The sequence below is a fragment of the Erwinia aeris genome (assembly GCF_041224955.1).
Taxonomy (GTDB): domain Bacteria; phylum Pseudomonadota; class Gammaproteobacteria; order Enterobacterales; family Enterobacteriaceae; genus Erwinia; species Erwinia aeris.
Genome location: NZ_JBGFFX010000011.1, coordinates 1 through 16,439, shown reverse-complemented (window position 1 = coordinate 16,439; position 16,439 = coordinate 1). Strand labels below are relative to the sequence as shown.

The 16,439-nt window shown below is 59.5% G+C and carries 12 protein-coding genes; all 12 read left to right on the top strand.

The genetic code is table 11. The features are described 5' to 3' along the window. The first annotated feature begins 40 nt into the window (after window positions 1-40). The 12 genes from AB6T85_RS16850 (at window position 41) to AB6T85_RS16795 (ending at window position 16,353) form a co-directional block, all read left to right on the top strand. On the top strand, window positions 41-784 hold the full coding sequence (locus AB6T85_RS16850; RefSeq protein WP_301250586.1) for a putative quinol monooxygenase: 744 nt from the start codon (window positions 41-43) through the stop codon (window positions 782-784). Window positions 785-824: 40 nt separating this feature from the next. Beyond that, complete coding sequence (locus tag AB6T85_RS16845; RefSeq protein ID WP_253458499.1) at window positions 825-1,628, top strand: carboxymuconolactone decarboxylase family protein; 804 nt, start codon at window positions 825-827, stop codon at window positions 1,626-1,628. Between the two features lie 569 nt (window positions 1,629-2,197). Further along, window positions 2,198-2,695: a type VI secretion system contractile sheath small subunit gene (gene tssB, locus AB6T85_RS16840; RefSeq protein WP_253458501.1), complete on the top strand. Its 498-nt coding sequence runs from the start codon at window positions 2,198-2,200 to the stop codon at window positions 2,693-2,695. 147 nt (window positions 2,696-2,842) lie between these two features. Then, a complete protein-coding gene (tssC, locus tag AB6T85_RS16835) occupies window positions 2,843-4,390 on the top strand; it encodes a type VI secretion system contractile sheath large subunit (protein ID WP_253458504.1) in 1,548 nt (515 codons plus the stop codon). 12 nt (window positions 4,391-4,402) lie between these two features. Next, a complete protein-coding gene (gene tssK, locus AB6T85_RS16830; RefSeq protein WP_369896224.1) occupies window positions 4,403-5,737 on the top strand; it encodes a type VI secretion system baseplate subunit TssK in 1,335 nt (444 codons plus the stop codon). After that, window positions 5,734-6,408: a type VI secretion system protein TssL, short form gene (tssL, locus tag AB6T85_RS16825; RefSeq protein ID WP_369896222.1), complete on the top strand. Its 675-nt coding sequence runs from the start codon at window positions 5,734-5,736 to the stop codon at window positions 6,406-6,408. Before tssK ends, tssL begins: the two co-directional genes overlap by 4 nt. Then, window positions 6,405-8,087 carry an OmpA family protein gene (locus tag AB6T85_RS16820; RefSeq protein ID WP_369896220.1) on the top strand — a complete coding sequence of 561 codons (1,683 nt, stop codon included), beginning with the start codon at window positions 6,405-6,407 and terminating at the stop codon, window positions 8,085-8,087. The genes tssL and AB6T85_RS16820 overlap by 4 nt, the downstream gene beginning before the upstream one ends. Before the next feature lie 118 nt (window positions 8,088-8,205). After that, window positions 8,206-8,697 carry an Hcp family type VI secretion system effector gene (locus AB6T85_RS16815; RefSeq protein ID WP_253458518.1) on the top strand — a complete coding sequence of 164 codons (492 nt, stop codon included), beginning with the start codon at window positions 8,206-8,208 and terminating at the stop codon, window positions 8,695-8,697. Window positions 8,698-8,873: 176 nt separating this feature from the next. Then, on the top strand, window positions 8,874-11,531 hold the full coding sequence (gene tssH, locus AB6T85_RS16810) for a type VI secretion system ATPase TssH (protein ID WP_369896218.1): 2,658 nt from the start codon (window positions 8,874-8,876) through the stop codon (window positions 11,529-11,531). A 75-nt stretch (window positions 11,532-11,606) separates the two neighbouring features. Further along, a complete protein-coding gene (gene yiaA, locus AB6T85_RS16805) occupies window positions 11,607-12,047 on the top strand; it encodes an inner membrane protein YiaA (protein WP_253458524.1) in 441 nt (146 codons plus the stop codon). An 82-nt stretch (window positions 12,048-12,129) separates the two neighbouring features. Further along, window positions 12,130-14,625, top strand: a complete 2,496-nt coding sequence (locus AB6T85_RS16800; protein ID WP_369896216.1) for a type VI secretion system Vgr family protein — start codon at window positions 12,130-12,132, stop codon at window positions 14,623-14,625. Window positions 14,626-14,685: 60 nt separating this feature from the next. Then, entirely contained in the window at window positions 14,686-16,353 is a 1,668-nt protein-coding gene (locus tag AB6T85_RS16795; RefSeq protein WP_369896214.1) for a lipase family alpha/beta hydrolase, read from the top strand. The last annotated feature ends 86 nt before the right edge of the window (window positions 16,354-16,439 follow it).

Here is a 16,439-nt window from a genome sequence, read left to right as displayed (position 1 = left end):
ATTGTCCTGCCCTGATAGCAAAGAAAGGAGAGGGTAAATCATGATGAAAAGGCTCCTCGCGGCACAAATCCTGGCGGTAACGCTGTATCTGCCGATCGACAGCCCGGCGTTTGCCACTGACGCAACAGCGGCGAATAAACCGGCTATGAGTCTTGTCGAGCTGGAAGTTAAAGCGGGAAAAAGCGATCGCTACCGTGACATCATCAAAATGACCAGCCGTTCCGCTATAGAAAACGAGCCGGGAACCTTAGCGCTGTACGCTTTCAGGCATCAGGACAACCCTTATCTGACCTACAGAGTAGAAGTATATGCAGATGATGAAGCGTACAAAAAGCATTTAGCGTCCAGAGCGTATCAGGCTTTTATTCAGCAGGCGCCTGAGGTGGTCGCTAAGGAGAGAAAAACAGAACTTGTTCCGCAGTTCCTGGGCGATAAGCGCATCGTTCAGGATGAAAAAACGATCGATAACCTGGTGATTGTCGATGTGAAACCCGAGCATCAGCAGGCGTTTAAAAATATCGTGCTGCCGGAAATGGCCGAATCTTTAAAAGTTGAAGAGGGCGTCCTGGCAATGTATGCCGCGACGGATGCGCAAAATACCCGCCGCTGGTACTTCTACGAAATCTACGCCAGCGCCGCTGCGTATCAGCAACACCGGGCAACGCCGCACTTCAGAGCGTATATAGCGCAAACGGCACAAATGTCCGCCAGGAAAGAATCTGTCCCTGTCACGCCCGTCCTGCTCACAAACAAGGGCGGTATAAGGCCGGATAAAACACGTTAAGAATGCTGTCTTGCGTTTAATGGATCCTTGAGGCTAAACGATGAAAAAAGTGCTTGCCGCCGCCGCGATATCGCTGGTCCTTGCCGATGTCGCTTTTGCTGAAGAGAAAAGAGGTGAATTTATGTTGAAGGTTACTCCATCCGCCCTGTCGGTCGCGGATATCGAGTCGGTTTCTCCCGCGCTGGCCCGCTTTGGGCGTGAGGCTATAACGGACGATCTGTGGAAACGCGACGCGCTGTCGCTGCGGGATCGTAGCATCGTGACGGTGGCTATTCTTATCGCCAGAAATCAGCCTGCCGAGCTTGGCCATTACGTCGGCGTGGCGCTGGATAGCGGCGTTACGCCAGCGGAAGTATCAGAAATTATCACGCATCTCGCTTTCTATTCCGGCTGGCCAAATGCCATGGCCGCGATTGCCGCGACTAAAAGTGTGTTTCACGAGCGCGGCGTCAGCGCCGAACAGCTAGCCGAAGCCTCTCCGGCGCTGTTGCCGCTTAATCAGGAGGTGGAAAAACAGCGGGCGGAAACGGTGGAAAAAAACGTGGGGCCTGTTTCTCCCGGTCTGGTTAAGTTTACGGCCGAGCCTCTTTTTCTCGATCTGTGGCAGCGACCCGCGCTGGCGCCAAGGGATCGCAGCCTGGTCACCGTCAGCGCGCTGATTGCCTCGGGGCAGAGCGCGCAGATTGGTTATCACCTTAACCGCGCGATGGACAATGGCTTAACGGCTGAGGAGGCGGGTGAGATTGTAACCCAGGCAGCCTTCTACGCCGGCTGGCCAAATGCGTTTTCCGCCGCGCCAGTTGTAGGCGAAGTGCTGCGCGCTCGCGCGGCGAAAGAAGGCTAAACAGCCATCAGCACAACATGCCCGGCGTTTTTGCGCCGGCCCTTTATGCTTCATTCTGCCATTCTGCCATTCTGCCATTCTGCCATTCTGCCATTCTGACCGCCTGACCGCCTGACCATGCGCGCTTCCTTATTCACAAGAACGCGCTCTTCTTCAAAACAGTTCCTGACTGTCCTCTGTACGGCTGCACTGCCCGATGAGCTTCTGACGCGGTAGCACGCGCTAACCGGGCGTTCTTAACGTAGAGCACTTTGATGAAATTCATCATGATTAATAACTGCCGTTATGGTGATTATTGGAAATAATATTAATTAATTAACTAATTAAAAGGTTTTACTCTGAATTAGATTGAGATCAAAAAAAGAATAATTTTTAAGATGAATCCGATTCTTTTTTAGTTACCCTATTCAGTCACTTAACGCAAATTTTAATAAAATCCCTTATAAATCAGATCACAAATTATAAATCAGCATATTGCCTGTGGCGGGCAGGCTGCTATAGTCACGCCCGTACACAAGGAAAGTGTGCGCTCTGCCTGCTTTCCATGCTTATTTTTTACAGGAATAAATATGAGCAACTCTTATCAGAACGAAATCCCCAAAGCCCGCGTTAACATCACGTTGGATCTGCATACCGGCAACGCCCAAAAGAAAATGGAGCTGCCTTTGAAGCTGCTGGTCACCGGCGACTTCAGCCACGGTCAGGAGCAGCGCGCGCTGTCCGAGCGTGAAAAAGTCAACGTGAATAAAAACAACTTCGACAGCGTTCTGGCGGCGTTCTCCCCGGCTCTCAATATTTCCGTGGAAAACACGCTGGCCAACGACGGCAGTGAGGAAAACGTCCGGCTGACTTTCCGCGAGATGAAGGACTTCAAGCCGGAGCAGGTGGCGCGTCAAATCCCACAGCTTAAGGCGATGCTGGCGATGCGCAATCTTCTGCGCGACCTGAAGGCCAACCTGCTGGATAACGTCACCTTCCGCAAGGAGCTGGAAACCATCCTGAAAAACCCTGCCCTGAGTGACGAACTGCGCACCGAACTGTCCGCCCTGGCAACGGAAAAAGCCTGATTGCTGACGCCTGGTCCCGAACACTTCAGGTTGCAGCACGGCGGCAGACGGGCAGCTCCCGGCAGGCTTACTTAAGCCGCCAGGCGAGCAGCTGACGCATTTGCAGCAGGAAGCGTGACGGAAATATTAATGGACTAATACAAGAGAATGCTGATGTCTGTACAAAATGAAACCTCCTCTGCCGGTACCGCTACCGTGCTCGATCGCCCTGCTACGGGCGGTGTTTACGCGTCACTGTTTGAAAAAATCAATCTGAGTCCGGTAACGCATCTCAGCGACCTGAACGTCTGGCAGGACAACCAGGCGATGTCCGATGCCAGCGTCGACGAACGCGTAACCGCCGCCATGAAGGTGCTGGTTGAATGTCTGAACCAGTCCGGTTCGCAGGTGGATAAACTGGATAAAACTCTGCTGGATCACCATATCGCGCAGCTGGATGAGCAGATCAGCCGCCAGCTTGATGCGGTGATGCACCATGACGAGTTCCAGAAAGTCGAATCCCTGTGGCGCGGCCTGAAGTCGCTGGTGGATAAAACCGACTTCCGTCAGAACGTGAAGATAGAAGTGCTCGATCTGTCGAAAGAGGATCTGCGTCAGGACTTCGAGGACGCGCCGGAAATTATCCAGAGCGGCCTGTACGCGCACACCTATATTGCCGAATACGACACGCCGGGCGGCGAACCGATTGGCGCGCTGATCTCCTCCTGGGAGTTTGACGCCTCGGCACAGGACGTGACGCTGCTGCGCAACATATCTAAAGTAGCCGCTTCCGCGCATATGCCGTTTATCGGTTCGGTCGGCCCGCAGTTTTTCCTGAAGGACAATATGGAAGAGGTGGCGGCGATTAAAGATATCGGTAACTACTTCGACCGCGCGGAATACATCAAGTGGAAGTCGTTCCGCGAAAGCGATGACTCGCGCTACATCGGCCTGACCATGCCGCGCGTGCTCGGGCGTCTGCCGTACGGCCCGGATACCGTGCCGGTACGCAGCTTTAATTATGTCGAAGAAGTGAAAGGCCCGGATCACCACAAATATCTGTGGACCAACGCCTCATTCGCTTTTGCCGCCAACATGGTAAAAAGCTTTATCAACAACGGCTGGTGCGTGCAAATCCGCGGGCCGCAGGCGGGCGGCGCGGTGACCGATCTGCCGATCCACCTGTACGATCTCGGCACCGGCAATCAGGTGAAAATCCCTTCTGAGGTGATGATCCCGGAAACCCGCGAGTTTGAGTTTGCCAACCTTGGTTTTATCCCGCTGTCGTACTATAAAAACCGCGACTATTCATGCTTCTTCTCCGCCAACTCAACGCAAAAACCGACGCTGTACGACACCGCCGACGCCACGGCCAACAGCCGGATCAACGCGCGCCTGCCGTATATCTTCCTGCTGTCGCGCATTGCGCACTACCTGAAGCTGATCCAGCGCGAAAACATCGGCACCACTAAAGATCGTCGCCTGCTGGAGCTGGAGCTGAATACCTGGGTTCGCGGCCTGGTGACGGAAATGACCGATCCGGGCGACGAGTTGCAGGCTTCCCATCCGCTGCGCGATGCCAAAGTGATGGTTGAAGATATCGAAGACAATCCGGGTTTCTTCCGCGTCAGGCTGTTCGCGGTGCCACATTTCCAGGTGGAAGGCATGGACGTCAACCTGTCTCTGGTTTCCCAGATGCCAAAAGCGAAAGCGTAAGGCGGAGACGGGATGAAAACGCAACAGCCGCTGTGGGATCGGGGCGTCATGGTCTCGCCACAGCATTTCCAGCAGCAGGCCGCGTATGCGGCCTGGTCAGCGGAATGTATCGCACAGAGGGGACTGAATCATCCCTGGGGCGTAATCCGCGCCGAATTTGAACCCGAGATCCTGAAGCTGGGGCGGCTACAGGCGCGTCATCTTCACGTGCGCTTCCAGGACGGCACGCTTATCGATACCGACAACGGCGACGATCTGCCGCCGGCGATCGTGCCGGAAGGTCAGGAGGTCGTGGTCGTGCTTGCGCTGCCCTTGCTCAGGGCGAACGGCGGCAACTGCCTGCGTCCCGATGAGATTGCCGAACGTCCGGTGCGCTATCGTCAGCGCTGGCGCGACATTCGTAACCAGTTTGGCGACGATACGCGCCAGATTGCGGTGATCAAGCCCGAGCTGACGCTGCGTTTTGCCCATCAGGACAACAGTGATTATCTGGTCTGTCCGGTAGCGCGTCTGAAGCAGGACAGCCAGAGCGGCTGGACGCAGGACGAGACTTTTCTGCCCGCGATACTTACGGTGCAGAGCAGCCCGTGGCTGCTGTCGCAGCTTGACCTGCTGATGACCCAGCTGCGCACCCGCCTTAACCGGCTGATGGCCATGCGCCGCGAAAGCAACGAGCGCATGGCGGATTTTGCCGTTGCCGATGTCTCGCTGTTCTGGCTGCTCAACGCGCTGAACAGCGCCGAACCGGTGCTGAGCCAGTTTCTGCGCTTTCCGCAAAGCGCGCCGGAGCGGCTTTATCCTGAGCTGGCGCGTCTGGCAGGCAGCCTGCTGACCTTTTCGCTGGCGCATCAGGTCAGCGCCATCCCGGCTTATCAGCATGCCCGGCTGAACGACGTTTTCCCGCCGCTGTTCGCGCTGTTGGGCGATTTGCTGGAGGCCAGCCTGCCGTCGCGGGTGGTGCCTGTCGCTCTGGAGCAGGATAAGCGGCTGCGTCAGTGGCTGGCGCGCCTGCACGATCCCCGACTGCGCGAGGAGGCGGATTTCTATCTTTCCGTCCGTTCGCCTTTGCCTGCGGCACAGCTGCAGGAGCAGTTCCCGCGCCAGTGCAAAGTCGGCAGCCCGGATTACGTTACCGGGCTGGTAAACGCCTCGCAGCAGGGCATTCCGCTGAAGCCGCTGCATCACGTGCCTGCGGCCATTCCGCTGCGCCTGGAAAACCAATATTTCGCGCTCGATCTGTCGCATCCGGCCGCCGCAGAGATGCTGGCAAGCGGGAACTGCATGTTCTACGTGCCGGGCATGTTGGGCGAACCTGAACTTGAACTGTTTGCGGTGCTGAGAACATGAGCCAGAAAGAAGAGTGTGATATCGACGCGCTGCTGCAAAACACCTGGCTGCAGGTCATCAGTCTGCGCCATGGCCCGGTATTTGAGGAGGGGGAAGGGCGCGTACTGTGGGAGCGCTGCGTGGCAGAAGCGGAACAGGTGCAGCTGGCGCTTAGTGAAGCCGGCTACGACGAACAAAGCCGCGAGCATATTTTGTATGCGCAATGCGCCCTGATTGACGAGGTCGTTAAGGGGCGCGGCGTGCAGGATGACGCCTGCGTGCAGTGGTATCACATGCCGCTTCAGGGGCATTTCCTCGGCACGCTGGACGCTGGCGACAGGCTCTGTAACCGCATGAGAGAAGTCCTTCACGAACCTGCGCCAAATCCTGCCGTTCTGACCTGCTTCCAGCGCGTGATGCTGCTGGGTTTCCTTGGCGGCTATCGTTCGCTGAACGACCCGGAACGGGAAAAGCTGGTGCAGGCGCTGAACGATCAGGTTGCACCATTCAGCGGGCCGCGGACGCAGAGCGTACTGGCGGAAAGTAAACCCGGTCGGGGGCTCGGCGGCTGGCTGGCCAGCTGGCCGCTGCGTATTGGCTTTTCGATCCTGTTACTGGCCGTCGTCTGGTGGGGGCTGGATCGCTGGCTGAGCAGCCTGGTGGCGTCGCTGCTGCCGGGAGTCGTGCCGTGAGTCCCGGACTGCAACGCACGCTGGCGTTCTGGGCCGCGCTGCTTGCTGCCGGGCTGTGTCTGCTTTTTCTGCCGGTTTCGCGGTCTGTTGCCGTGGTGCTGATGTTGTGCTGGTGGGCGCTGATTATCGTGGTGCTGGCCGGCCGGCCTCGTCCGGCGCAGGAAGACGCATTATGTGCCGACGATCTTCCTGATACCGCTTACCGGCAGCCGGTGGTGCTGGTCTGTGGCGACAGCGCGCAGGCGTGGCCGGATGACGCCTCGGTGTTGACCGTAGCGCACGGCTGCTGGGTGCGGGTGGCCAGGCATCAGGCGCTGGACGCGGTAGGCCGTCAGCTATTGTCCCTGCGGCCGGAGTGGGGCCGCCAGCTTTCGGTGACGATCGGTATTTCTCCTCAACAGCATCAGGACTATGAAGCCCTGACCAGCCAGCTGCTGACGCTGCGCTGGCAGCTTGAGCAGCTACGGCGCGAAACCGGCTATTCCGTGCCGCTGGTGCTGTGCGGTCAGGTAGGTAGCGCGATGGTCAGCGAGCCTGTCTGGCAGGCGGCGATGCCCGATGAGCCGCTACGCGTCTGGCGCGACAGCATGGCTCCTTGCACGCTGAGCAGCTGGCTGGCGGCGGGCGGATACGCAGCCTGGCAGCAGCAGGTGTTGTTCAACAGCCTGACGACGTGGCTTCAGCGACACGTTGAGGCGGTATTCGCCGACGGCGCGCGGCCAGTCTGCGTCGTTCGGGGGCTGAGCGCGATGATTGACGGCGGCGCGTCACCTTCTTCCCTCTGGATCCGCTGGATGCAGCAGCATAGCGCGCTGAACCGCGTCAACGGGTGGCTCCCGGCAGGATCTTCCTCGTTATCTTCACCGCTGCCGGAATGCGTTCTGCCGCTGTTGCCGGAGGGCGGCGGCCTGACGCCACCCCAGCGCGCCTGCCGCTACGGCCTGGGACTGTTCGTTATCGCGGCGACTGTCGCGCTGTGCAGCAGCGCCTGGAACAATCGCCAGCTGGTACAGCGCATCGCGTTCGATATCAATGATTACCAGCGTATCGCCATGGACGACTACGCGCCGAAAGCGGCGGCGGTCGAGGTGCTGCGTCAGGATGCCGCCGGGCTGGATAACTATGCCCGCAACGGCGTGCCGCTGCGCCTCGGGCTGGGGTTATATCAGGGCGGACGACTGCAACGGCCGCTGCTGGAGGCTATCCGCGCCTGGGTTCCGCCGCCGCCACCACCGGCGCCCGTCGCGGAGAAAGCGCCGGAAACCGTCCGCCTCGACAGCCTTTCGCTGTTCGATACCGGCAAAGCGGTGCTTAAACCCGGCTCGCTGAAGCTGTTGGTTAACGCGCTGGTGGATATCAAAGCGCGACCGGGCTGGCTGATTGTGGTGGCCGGGCACACCGACAGTACCGGCGAGGCGCAGGCCAACCAGCAGCTGTCGCTGAAGCGGGCAGAAGCGCTGCGTGACTGGATGCTGCAAACCAGCGACGTTTCGCCGACCTGTTTTGCCGTGCAGGGCTTTGGGGCCAGTCGCCCCATCGCCACCAACGCTACCCCCGCAGGGCGCGCGTTAAATCGCCGGGTTGAAATTAGTCTGGTGCCGCAGGCAAACGCCTGCCTGGCGGCAGACCATCCCCAAACGTCATCACAGGATGATGACATAACAGCAAACCCTGAATAGTTCGGGCTGTCTCGCGGCGTCCGCTGAGCGCATTTTCCCATGCTGTGGTCGGGGAAAACGGCGGCGGCCAGCCAGAAGGCGGCACAAATTAGGACGGGATAAAAAGGAGAAGTAACACATGGCAATTCCAGTCTATCTGTGGCTGAAAGACGACGGCGGCGCGGACATCAAAGGCTCCGTGGATGTGAAAGATCGTGAAGGCAGCATCGAAGTGTTGGCGCAGGAACATAACCTGTACATCCCGACCGACAACAACACCGGCAAGCTGACCGGCACCCGCGTGCATACGCCGTTTATGTTCGCCAAGGAAATCGATTCCTCCAGCCCGTACCTCTATAAAGCGGTGACCACCGGCCAGACCCTGAAATCCGCCGAGTTCAAGTGGTATCGCATCAACGATGCGGGTCAGGAAGTGGAGTATTTCAATACCAAACTGGAGAACGTCAAGCTGGTGAAAGTGGCTCCGCTGATGCACGACGTCAAGGACGCCTCGAAGGAGAAGCATAACCACCTGGAGCGTATCGAACTGCGCTACGAAAAAATCACCTGGACCTATAAAGACGGCAACATCATTCATTCCGACTCCTGGAACGAACGGACTACTGCCTGATAAGCCCCAGCGGGCGGTTCGCCGCCCGCTGTTTTATTTGCTGAGCCACTGCTGAGCGGCGGCTCAGCAAATAATCCCACCTTCTGACCTGATGCGCTTCGGGTTCCTCACAGCAGGGAATAGCGACGGGCGGTAGCGTGTCTGAACCTGATTAATTACGGAAGAGAGAAGAACATATGGAAAACCAGTCGGCCGTTCTGCTGCGTCGTTTAAATCCGTTCTGCGCCCGCGCGCTGGAGGCCGCCGCGTCGCTGTGCCAGACCCGCGCCCACAGCGAAATCCGCATTGAGCACTGGCTGCTGAAGCTGCTGGAGCAGGGCGAAGGCGATATCACCGTGCTGGCGCGTCGCTATGAATGGGACATGGATGGTATCTGGCAGGCTCTGCTGAGCTGGCTGGATAACGTACCGCGTTCGGTGCGCACCCGCCCTGGGCTTGCCGACTCGCTGCTGGCGCTGATTAAGCAGGCGTGGCTGATCGCCTCGCTGGAAGACGATGCCGCCCATATTCGCAGCCACCACCTGCTGGCGGCGCTGACCGATAAGCCGTCGCTGGTTGGCTGCGAAGGGCTGTGGCCGCTGCTGAGCCTGAGCCGCAGCCAGCTGGATCGCCTGCGTCCGCTGCTGGACGCGCAGTCCGACGAGCGCCCGGAAGTGCAGCAGCAGGAGAGCCTTAACGTCTTATCCACGACGCTGGGCGAGGCGGAGGAGCAGGCGAACGGCAGCGTATCCGGCGGTACGCTGAGTGAAGCCTTACAGGCGGCACTCGACAAGTTCACGCTCGACATCACCGCCAAAGCGCAGGCCGGGCTGATCGATCCGGTATTTGGTCGCGATACCGAAATCCGCCAGATGGTCGATATCCTGTCGCGCCGCCGCAAGAACAACCCGATCCTGGTCGGCGAGCCGGGCGTCGGCAAAACCGCGCTGGTGGAAGGGCTGGCGCTGCGCATTGCGGAAGGCAACGTGCCGGGCAGCCTGAAAACCGTCTCGCTGCGTACCCTTGACCTGGGGCTGTTGCAGGCTGGCGCGGGCGTAAAGGGCGAATTCGAGCAGCGTCTGAAAAACGTTATCGAAGCGGTACAGCAGTCGGCGACGCCGGTGCTGCTGTTTATCGACGAGGCGCACACCATTATCGGCGCGGGCAACCAGGCGGGCGGAGCCGATGCCGCCAATCTGCTGAAGCCGGCGCTGGCGCGAGGCGAGCTGCGCACTATCGCCGCCACCACCTGGAGCGAGTACAAGCAGTACTTTGAGAGGGATGCCGCGCTGGAGCGCCGCTTTCAGATGGTGAAGGTTGACGAGCCGGATGACGAGACCGCCAGCCTGATGCTGCGCGGCCTGAAATCGCGCTACGCGCAGCACCACGACGTCCATATCTCCGACGACGCGGTAAAAGCGGCGGTCACCCTGTCGCGCCGCTATCTGACGGGGCGTCAGCTGCCTGACAAAGCGGTGGATCTGCTGGACACTGCCGCCGCGCGCGTGCGTATGAGCCTGGATACCGTGCCGGAGGCGATCACCGCTCTTAACGCGCAGATCACCGCGCTGGAGATGGAAAATCAGGGGCTCCAGGAGGATCTCGCTCTCGGCGAGACCATCCGTAACGGACGGCTGACCGAAATTGAAAGCGGGATTGCCGCGCGTCGGGATGAGCTGGCGATCCTGGAGGCACAGTACGATCGCGAAAGATCGTTAACGCAACGGCTGCTGGCGTGCCGTACCGACATCAGCCGCCAGGCCGAAACGGGCGAGCTTCAGCAGCAGCTGCTGGCCGTCCGGCAGGATAACCCGCTGCTGGCGCTTGACGTTGACGCCCGTACGGTGGCTGGCGTGATTGCCGACTGGACCGGCGTGCCGCTCTCCTCCCTGATGAAGGATGAGCAGGCGGAGCTGCTGACTCTGGAAGCGGAAATCGGCAGGCGCGTGGTCGGCCAGGATGGGTCGCTCAATGCCATCGCACAACGCCTGCGCGCGGCGAAAACCGGGCTGACCGCTGAGAACGGTCCGCAGGGCGTGTTTCTGCTGGTCGGGCCGAGCGGCACCGGCAAAACCGAGAGCGCGCTGGCGCTGGCCGACGTGCTGTACGGCGGCGAGAAGTCGCTGATTACGCTTAACCTGTCGGAATATCAGGAGCCGCATACCGTCTCGCAGCTGAAAGGCTCGCCGCCGGGCTACGTCGGCTACGGCCAGGGCGGCATCCTCACCGAGGCGGTGCGCAAGCGCCCGTACAGCGTGGTGCTGCTCGACGAGGTGGAAAAAGCGCATCGCGACGTGCTCAACCTGTTCTACCAGGTCTTCGATCGCGGCTTTATGCGCGACGGCGAGGGGCGCGAGATCGATTTTCGCAATACCGTGATCCTGATGACCTCCAACCTCGGCAGCGACGCTATCATGCAGCGGCTGGAAGAGAACCCGGACGCCACGGAAGGCGAGTTGCAGACGCTGCTGCGCCCAATGCTGCGCGACCACTTTCAGCCCGCGCTGCTGGCGCGCTTTCAGACGGTGATTTACCGCCCGCTGAATGAAACCGCGATGCGCACTATCGTGGACATGAAGCTGAACCAGGTCAGCCTGCGCCTGGCGCGCCACTACGGCCTGAAAACCACCCTGGGCGAGAGCCTGCCAGCGGCGCTGACCGCCGCCTGCCTGCTGCCGGATACCGGCGCGCGCAATATCGACAGCCTGCTTAACCAGCAGATCCTGCCGGTGCTGAGCCAGCAGCTGCTACAGCAGATGGCGGCGAAGCAGAAACCGCAGCATCTCCGGCTTTACTGGGATGAGGAAGAGGGCATCGTGCTGGAGTTTGACGGCCCGCAGGCGGACGCGCTGTAACCCCTTAACCCGAGGGGGATACCTTTGTGCCCCTCACAGTCAGCATTTATCCCACCAACAGACAAGGTAATAAAAATGAAAACGCAAAATATCCCGGTTTCACCCGCTTTTATCGCAATCTCCTGGATCGCCATGCTCGGCGGCGTGCTGGTCTACCTGTTCGGCCTGTGGCGTGCCGACATGCAGCTGAATGAAAAAGGTTACTACTTTGCCGTACTGATCCTCGGGCTGTTTTCCGCCGTTTCGTTGCAGAAGACCGTGCGCGACCGCTTTGAAGACATACCGACCACGCAGCTTTACTACTTCATCTGCCTGCTCTCCTTTACGATCGCCGTGATTTTACTGGTCACGGGCTTGTGGAACGCCACGTTGATGCCCAACGAAAAGGGCTTTTACGGGGTGACGTTCTTTATGGCGCTGTTTGGTGCCGTTGCGGTGCAGAAGAACACGCGCGACAGCTTATGCAACGTTCAGTCCGCGCCGAATGAGTTACAGGATCAGCCTGCGCAAGATTAAGCCCTGACTGGACTTCTCCCGCTTTATCCACAGGGAAATAGCCACGCTGCCGCACGCGGCAGCGGCCTGATAAGGACATCATATGAGCATAAATCCGGTTTCTTTTTTCAGCCACAGCCACCACCTGCTGGCGGTGCGCGACAGCCAGGCGCAGCCAGACGTGCTGGCTTTCCGGGGCGAGGAGCGCCTGAGCGAGCCGTTCAGCTGGCGCGTTGAGTTCACCAGCGCCGACCCCGGCCTCACCCGCGAGGCGATGCTGCTGAAGCCGGCCTCGCTGACCCTGCGGGCGCCGGTCAGTCAGGGGATGGGGATCCGCGTACAGCGGCCGGTGCGCGTGGTGCAGGGCGTGGTGACGGGCTTTGAGCGCCTCGGCACCTCCGCCGACCAGACCCTCTACGCCGTAACGCTGCGGCCGCGCCTCGCCCTGCTGTCGCGCAGCCGCCACAACGCCATCTATCAGGACATGTCGGTGCCGCAGATTGTGGAGAAAATCCTGCGCGAGCGGCACGGGATGCGCGGCCAGGACTTCGTCTTTACGCTGGCGCACGACTATCCGCGTCGCGAGCAGGTGATGCAGTACGGCGAGGACGACCTGGCGTTTATCACCCGCCTGCTGGGCGAGGTCGGCATCTGGTTCCGCTTCACCCCGGACGCGCGCCTGCATATTGACGTGGTGGAGTTCTACGACGGCCGCCAGGGCCACGTGAAGGGGCTGACGCTGCCGGCCGTGCCGCCGTCCGGGATGCACGACGCGGGCAGCGACTCGGTGTGGAACCTTGCCAGCCGCTCGGTGGTGGTGGAGAAAAGCGTCAGCGGTCGCGACTACAACTACCGCAACGCCATGCAGGACATGAACGTCCATGCCGACGTCACCGGCGGCGACGACACCACCTGCGGCGAATCTTACAGCTGGGGAGGTAACTACCTGACGCCGGGCGAGGGGCCAGAAGCGGCGCCGGAAAGCGGCACCTTCTACGCCCGCCTGAGCCACGAGCGCTGCCTGAACGAGCAGACGCGGCTGTCGGCGGTGACCTCCTGCCCGACGCTGGCGCCCGGCAGCGAGCTGAGCGTGACCGGCGGCGAGGAGGTCGGCGGAGCGTTTCGCAGCGGGATGCTGGTTACCGCCGTGGTCAGCACCGCGCGGCGCGACCGCAGTTTTGAAACCGAGCTTGACGGCATTCCGCTGAACGACCGCTACGGCTTCCGGCCGATCCCGCTTCCGCCGCCGGTGATGGCCGGCACGCTTCCGGCGCGGATCACCAGCACCACGGTGAACGATACCTACGGCCACATCGACCGCGACGGACGCTACCGCGTCAGCATGATGTTTGACCGGGCGACGTGGGAAACCGGCTTCGAGAGCCTGTGGGTGCGCCAGGCACGCTCCTACGCGGGCGACACCTACGGGCTGCACCTGCCGCTGCTGGCGGGCACGGAGGTGGCGATAGCCTTTGAGAACGGCCATCCGGACCGGCCGTACATTGCGGGGACGCTGCACGACTCGGCGCACGGGGACCACGTCACCATCCGCAACTTCAGGCGCAACGTGCTGCGCACGCCGGCGAACAACAAGCTGCGGATGGACGACACGCGGGGGCAGGAGCACGTCAAGCTCAGCACGGAGTACGGCGGCAAGAGCCAGCTGAACCTCGGCCATCTGGTGGACGGCGAAAAGCAGAAGCGGGGAGAGGGGTTCGAGCTGCGCAGCGACGGCTGGGGCGCGATACGGGCGGGCAAGGGACTGTTTATCACGGCGGACGCCCAGGTGAAGGCGCAGGGCGAACAGCTGGAGATGCAGGCCGCACTTGGCCAGTTACAGCAGGCGCTGTCGCAGGCGCAGGCGCTAAGCAGCGCGGTGGAAACGGCTAAGGCTGAACTGGCTGATATAGAGTCACAAAAATCCCTGCTGGCAGAGAGCCTGACGGAGCTGAAAAAATCGGCACTATTGTTGAGCGCTCCGGCGGGTATTGCTCAGGCCACCCCGGCCAGCCTACAGCTCGCGGCGGGGGAAAATATCATTAGCACCAGCGGTAAAAACACCGATTTTAGCGTAGTAAAAAAATTCACCGTGGCAGCCGGGGAAGCTATCAGTCTGTTTGCAAACAAGCTGGGGATAAAACTCTTTGCCAGCCGGGGAAAAGTGGAAATTCAGGCACAGAGTGATGAGATGACGCTGGATGCACTGAAAGATATCCGTATCTCCAGCAGCGAAGGAAAACTGTTTATCAGTGCTAAACAGGAAATCATCTTAACCAGCGGCGGCGGATATATTCGCATCGCTGATGGATCAATAGAGTGCAGTGCGCCGGACAACATCATTCAGCGTGCGGCGGTGTGGCAAAAGTTTGGTGGACAGAGTATCAACGTGGCGGCTCAGCAGTGGAGTACCAGTGATTTTGCGGTAACGCCAACGGTGCTGCGCCTGTCAGACCGATCTCCCGTGGCGGGCCAGCAGTTAATTTTCAAAAATGAAGACGGCATCCAGCCAACCCTGCCAACCCTGGCATCGGGGGCGGTGGATACGCAGAAAAGTATCAATATTGATTCACTCAGCGCTACTTTGCCGAAAAAAAGCTAAAGGAAAGGCGCCAGGTGGCGTAACGACAGGGTAAGCCCCTGAACAAAAAGGATGAAACGAATGGCGGAAGACAAACCAGCGGTAACCGATGACGGTCAGCCTGTGACCTGCATACTGCCGGAGTGGGATCGGCACGGGCAGGTTAACTGGAACGGTATTCAACACCAGAAAAAATCATTAAATGCCAGGGCTGTTTTGCTACAGCCACCCCTTAAAGTTATTCCGGTTATTTTCCTCCCCGGGGTGATGGGGACTAATTTGATGTCGGACCAATCTGAACAGCCACAGGCCATCTGGCGTGGCGACAGTATGGGGGGCGTTTATTGGGATTGGGCATCGAAAAATGGAGACAATCGACGAAAGCTGCTCAACCCGGATACCACCATAGTGGATAACCGTGGCGCTATTGATGAAACCCTCTTTTCCCCGCTCTCCGATGACGGAAAACTATTTCCAACCCGGCGGGAACGCGGCTGGGGAGAGGTTTTATCCTTCAGCTACGGAAAGTTTTTAAGCGTCTTTCAGGGCGCACTGCTGGATGACTGGCAGCAGGACCTGGTTAATTACGCAACGCCCGCCGGGAAAAAGGGCGGGGTCCTGAGCCAGCTGGTGGGCGCGCACCTGTCGGAAGACAAAGGGGCGCAAATCACCGGCGGATCCGTGATGACCCGGCAGGAGCTTGACCACTTTCAGAATTTTTTATTTCCGCTGCACGTGTATGGCTATAACTGGCTGCAGGATAATAAAACCTCGGCCGGGGGGCTGGTCGCCTGCATCGATAAGGTAATTGACCTCTACACTCACCAGCACTGTCACGGCATGGCCTTTCCCGCCGGCCAGGAGAAAGTCATTATCGTCACCCACTCCATGGGGGGGCTGGTGGCGCGCTATGCGTCGCAGATTTCAGGGGCGCAGGATAAAATACTGGGGATAGTTCACGGCGTTATTCCGGACCTGGGTTCCCCGGCGGCGTACCGCCGCATGAAAGTCGGGGCAAAGCAGGAGGGCATGGCGGGGGCCGTGCTGGGCAACACGGCGCAGGAGCTGATGCCGGTATTGGCGCGCGCCCCGGCGCCGCTACAGCTGTTGCCCTCCGCTAAATATCTCGGTGGCGCGCCCTGGCTGACGGTGGAAGGGGGCAACGAGGATGGCAGCGACGTCAGGCTGCCGAAAACGCAGGATCCGTTCGGCGAGATTTACCTCAATGAAACCCTGTGGTACCGCCTGTACGAGGCCGATATTATCGATAAGGATGCGGCGGTCATTGAGAGTAACTGGGAGGAATACAACGACCTTATTGATAAAAAAGTACAACCATTCATTGAAGAACTGGACAATACATATCATCCCAATACCTATGTCTTTTATGGTCATACAAAACCCTCTGACGGGACGCTGAAATGGAAGAAAACCTCCCACACCTTCCCGAAAAACCTACATCCGGGTGACAGGAAACTGCCCAATAATTACCGGGAGGTCCCGCTGCCGTTTAACAAATCTCAGATCTATCAGGTCGTTTCATCCAGCACGGAGGGCGATGGTACGGTCCCGGTGGAATCCCTCAGCGCCATACGGCGTAGCAGCAGCATCAAAAGCGTGCTGGCAACCGATGTTGACCATCAGGGCGCCTATGACGTCAAAAGCCTGAAAGATATCCGTAACAGACCGGCCCTGAAATTTACCCTGCGGGCCATCGTGAAAATGGTTCAGGAGGTCCCGGCCCCATGAAATATATTCAAAAATTTATCGTACTGACTTTTATAACGGCCGGCATGTTTTTAACGGCACCGGCTACAGCCGCCGCATTACCGCAA

Excerpts from the sequence above, each read along its gene's own strand:
- tssL (WP_369896222.1), top strand. The coding sequence starts at position 5,734 with ATGAGCCAGAAAGAAGAGTGTGATATCGACGCGCTGCTGCAAAACACC.
- AB6T85_RS16845 (WP_253458499.1), top strand. The coding sequence starts at position 825 with ATGAAAAAAGTGCTTGCCGCCGCCGCGATATCGCTGGTCCTTGCCGAT.
- AB6T85_RS16815 (WP_253458518.1), top strand. The coding sequence starts at position 8,206 with ATGGCAATTCCAGTCTATCTGTGGCTGAAAGACGACGGCGGCGCGGAC.
- tssH (WP_369896218.1), top strand. The coding sequence starts at position 8,874 with ATGGAAAACCAGTCGGCCGTTCTGCTGCGTCGTTTAAATCCGTTCTGC.
- tssK (WP_369896224.1), top strand. The coding sequence starts at position 4,403 with ATGAAAACGCAACAGCCGCTGTGGGATCGGGGCGTCATGGTCTCGCCA.
- yiaA (WP_253458524.1), top strand. The coding sequence starts at position 11,607 with ATGAAAACGCAAAATATCCCGGTTTCACCCGCTTTTATCGCAATCTCC.
- tssC (WP_253458504.1), top strand. The coding sequence starts at position 2,843 with ATGCTGATGTCTGTACAAAATGAAACCTCCTCTGCCGGTACCGCTACC.
- AB6T85_RS16850 (WP_301250586.1), top strand. The coding sequence starts at position 41 with ATGATGAAAAGGCTCCTCGCGGCACAAATCCTGGCGGTAACGCTGTAT.
- AB6T85_RS16795 (WP_369896214.1), top strand. The coding sequence starts at position 14,686 with ATGGCGGAAGACAAACCAGCGGTAACCGATGACGGTCAGCCTGTGACC.
- AB6T85_RS16800 (WP_369896216.1), top strand. The coding sequence starts at position 12,130 with ATGAGCATAAATCCGGTTTCTTTTTTCAGCCACAGCCACCACCTGCTG.
- tssB (WP_253458501.1), top strand. The coding sequence starts at position 2,198 with ATGAGCAACTCTTATCAGAACGAAATCCCCAAAGCCCGCGTTAACATC.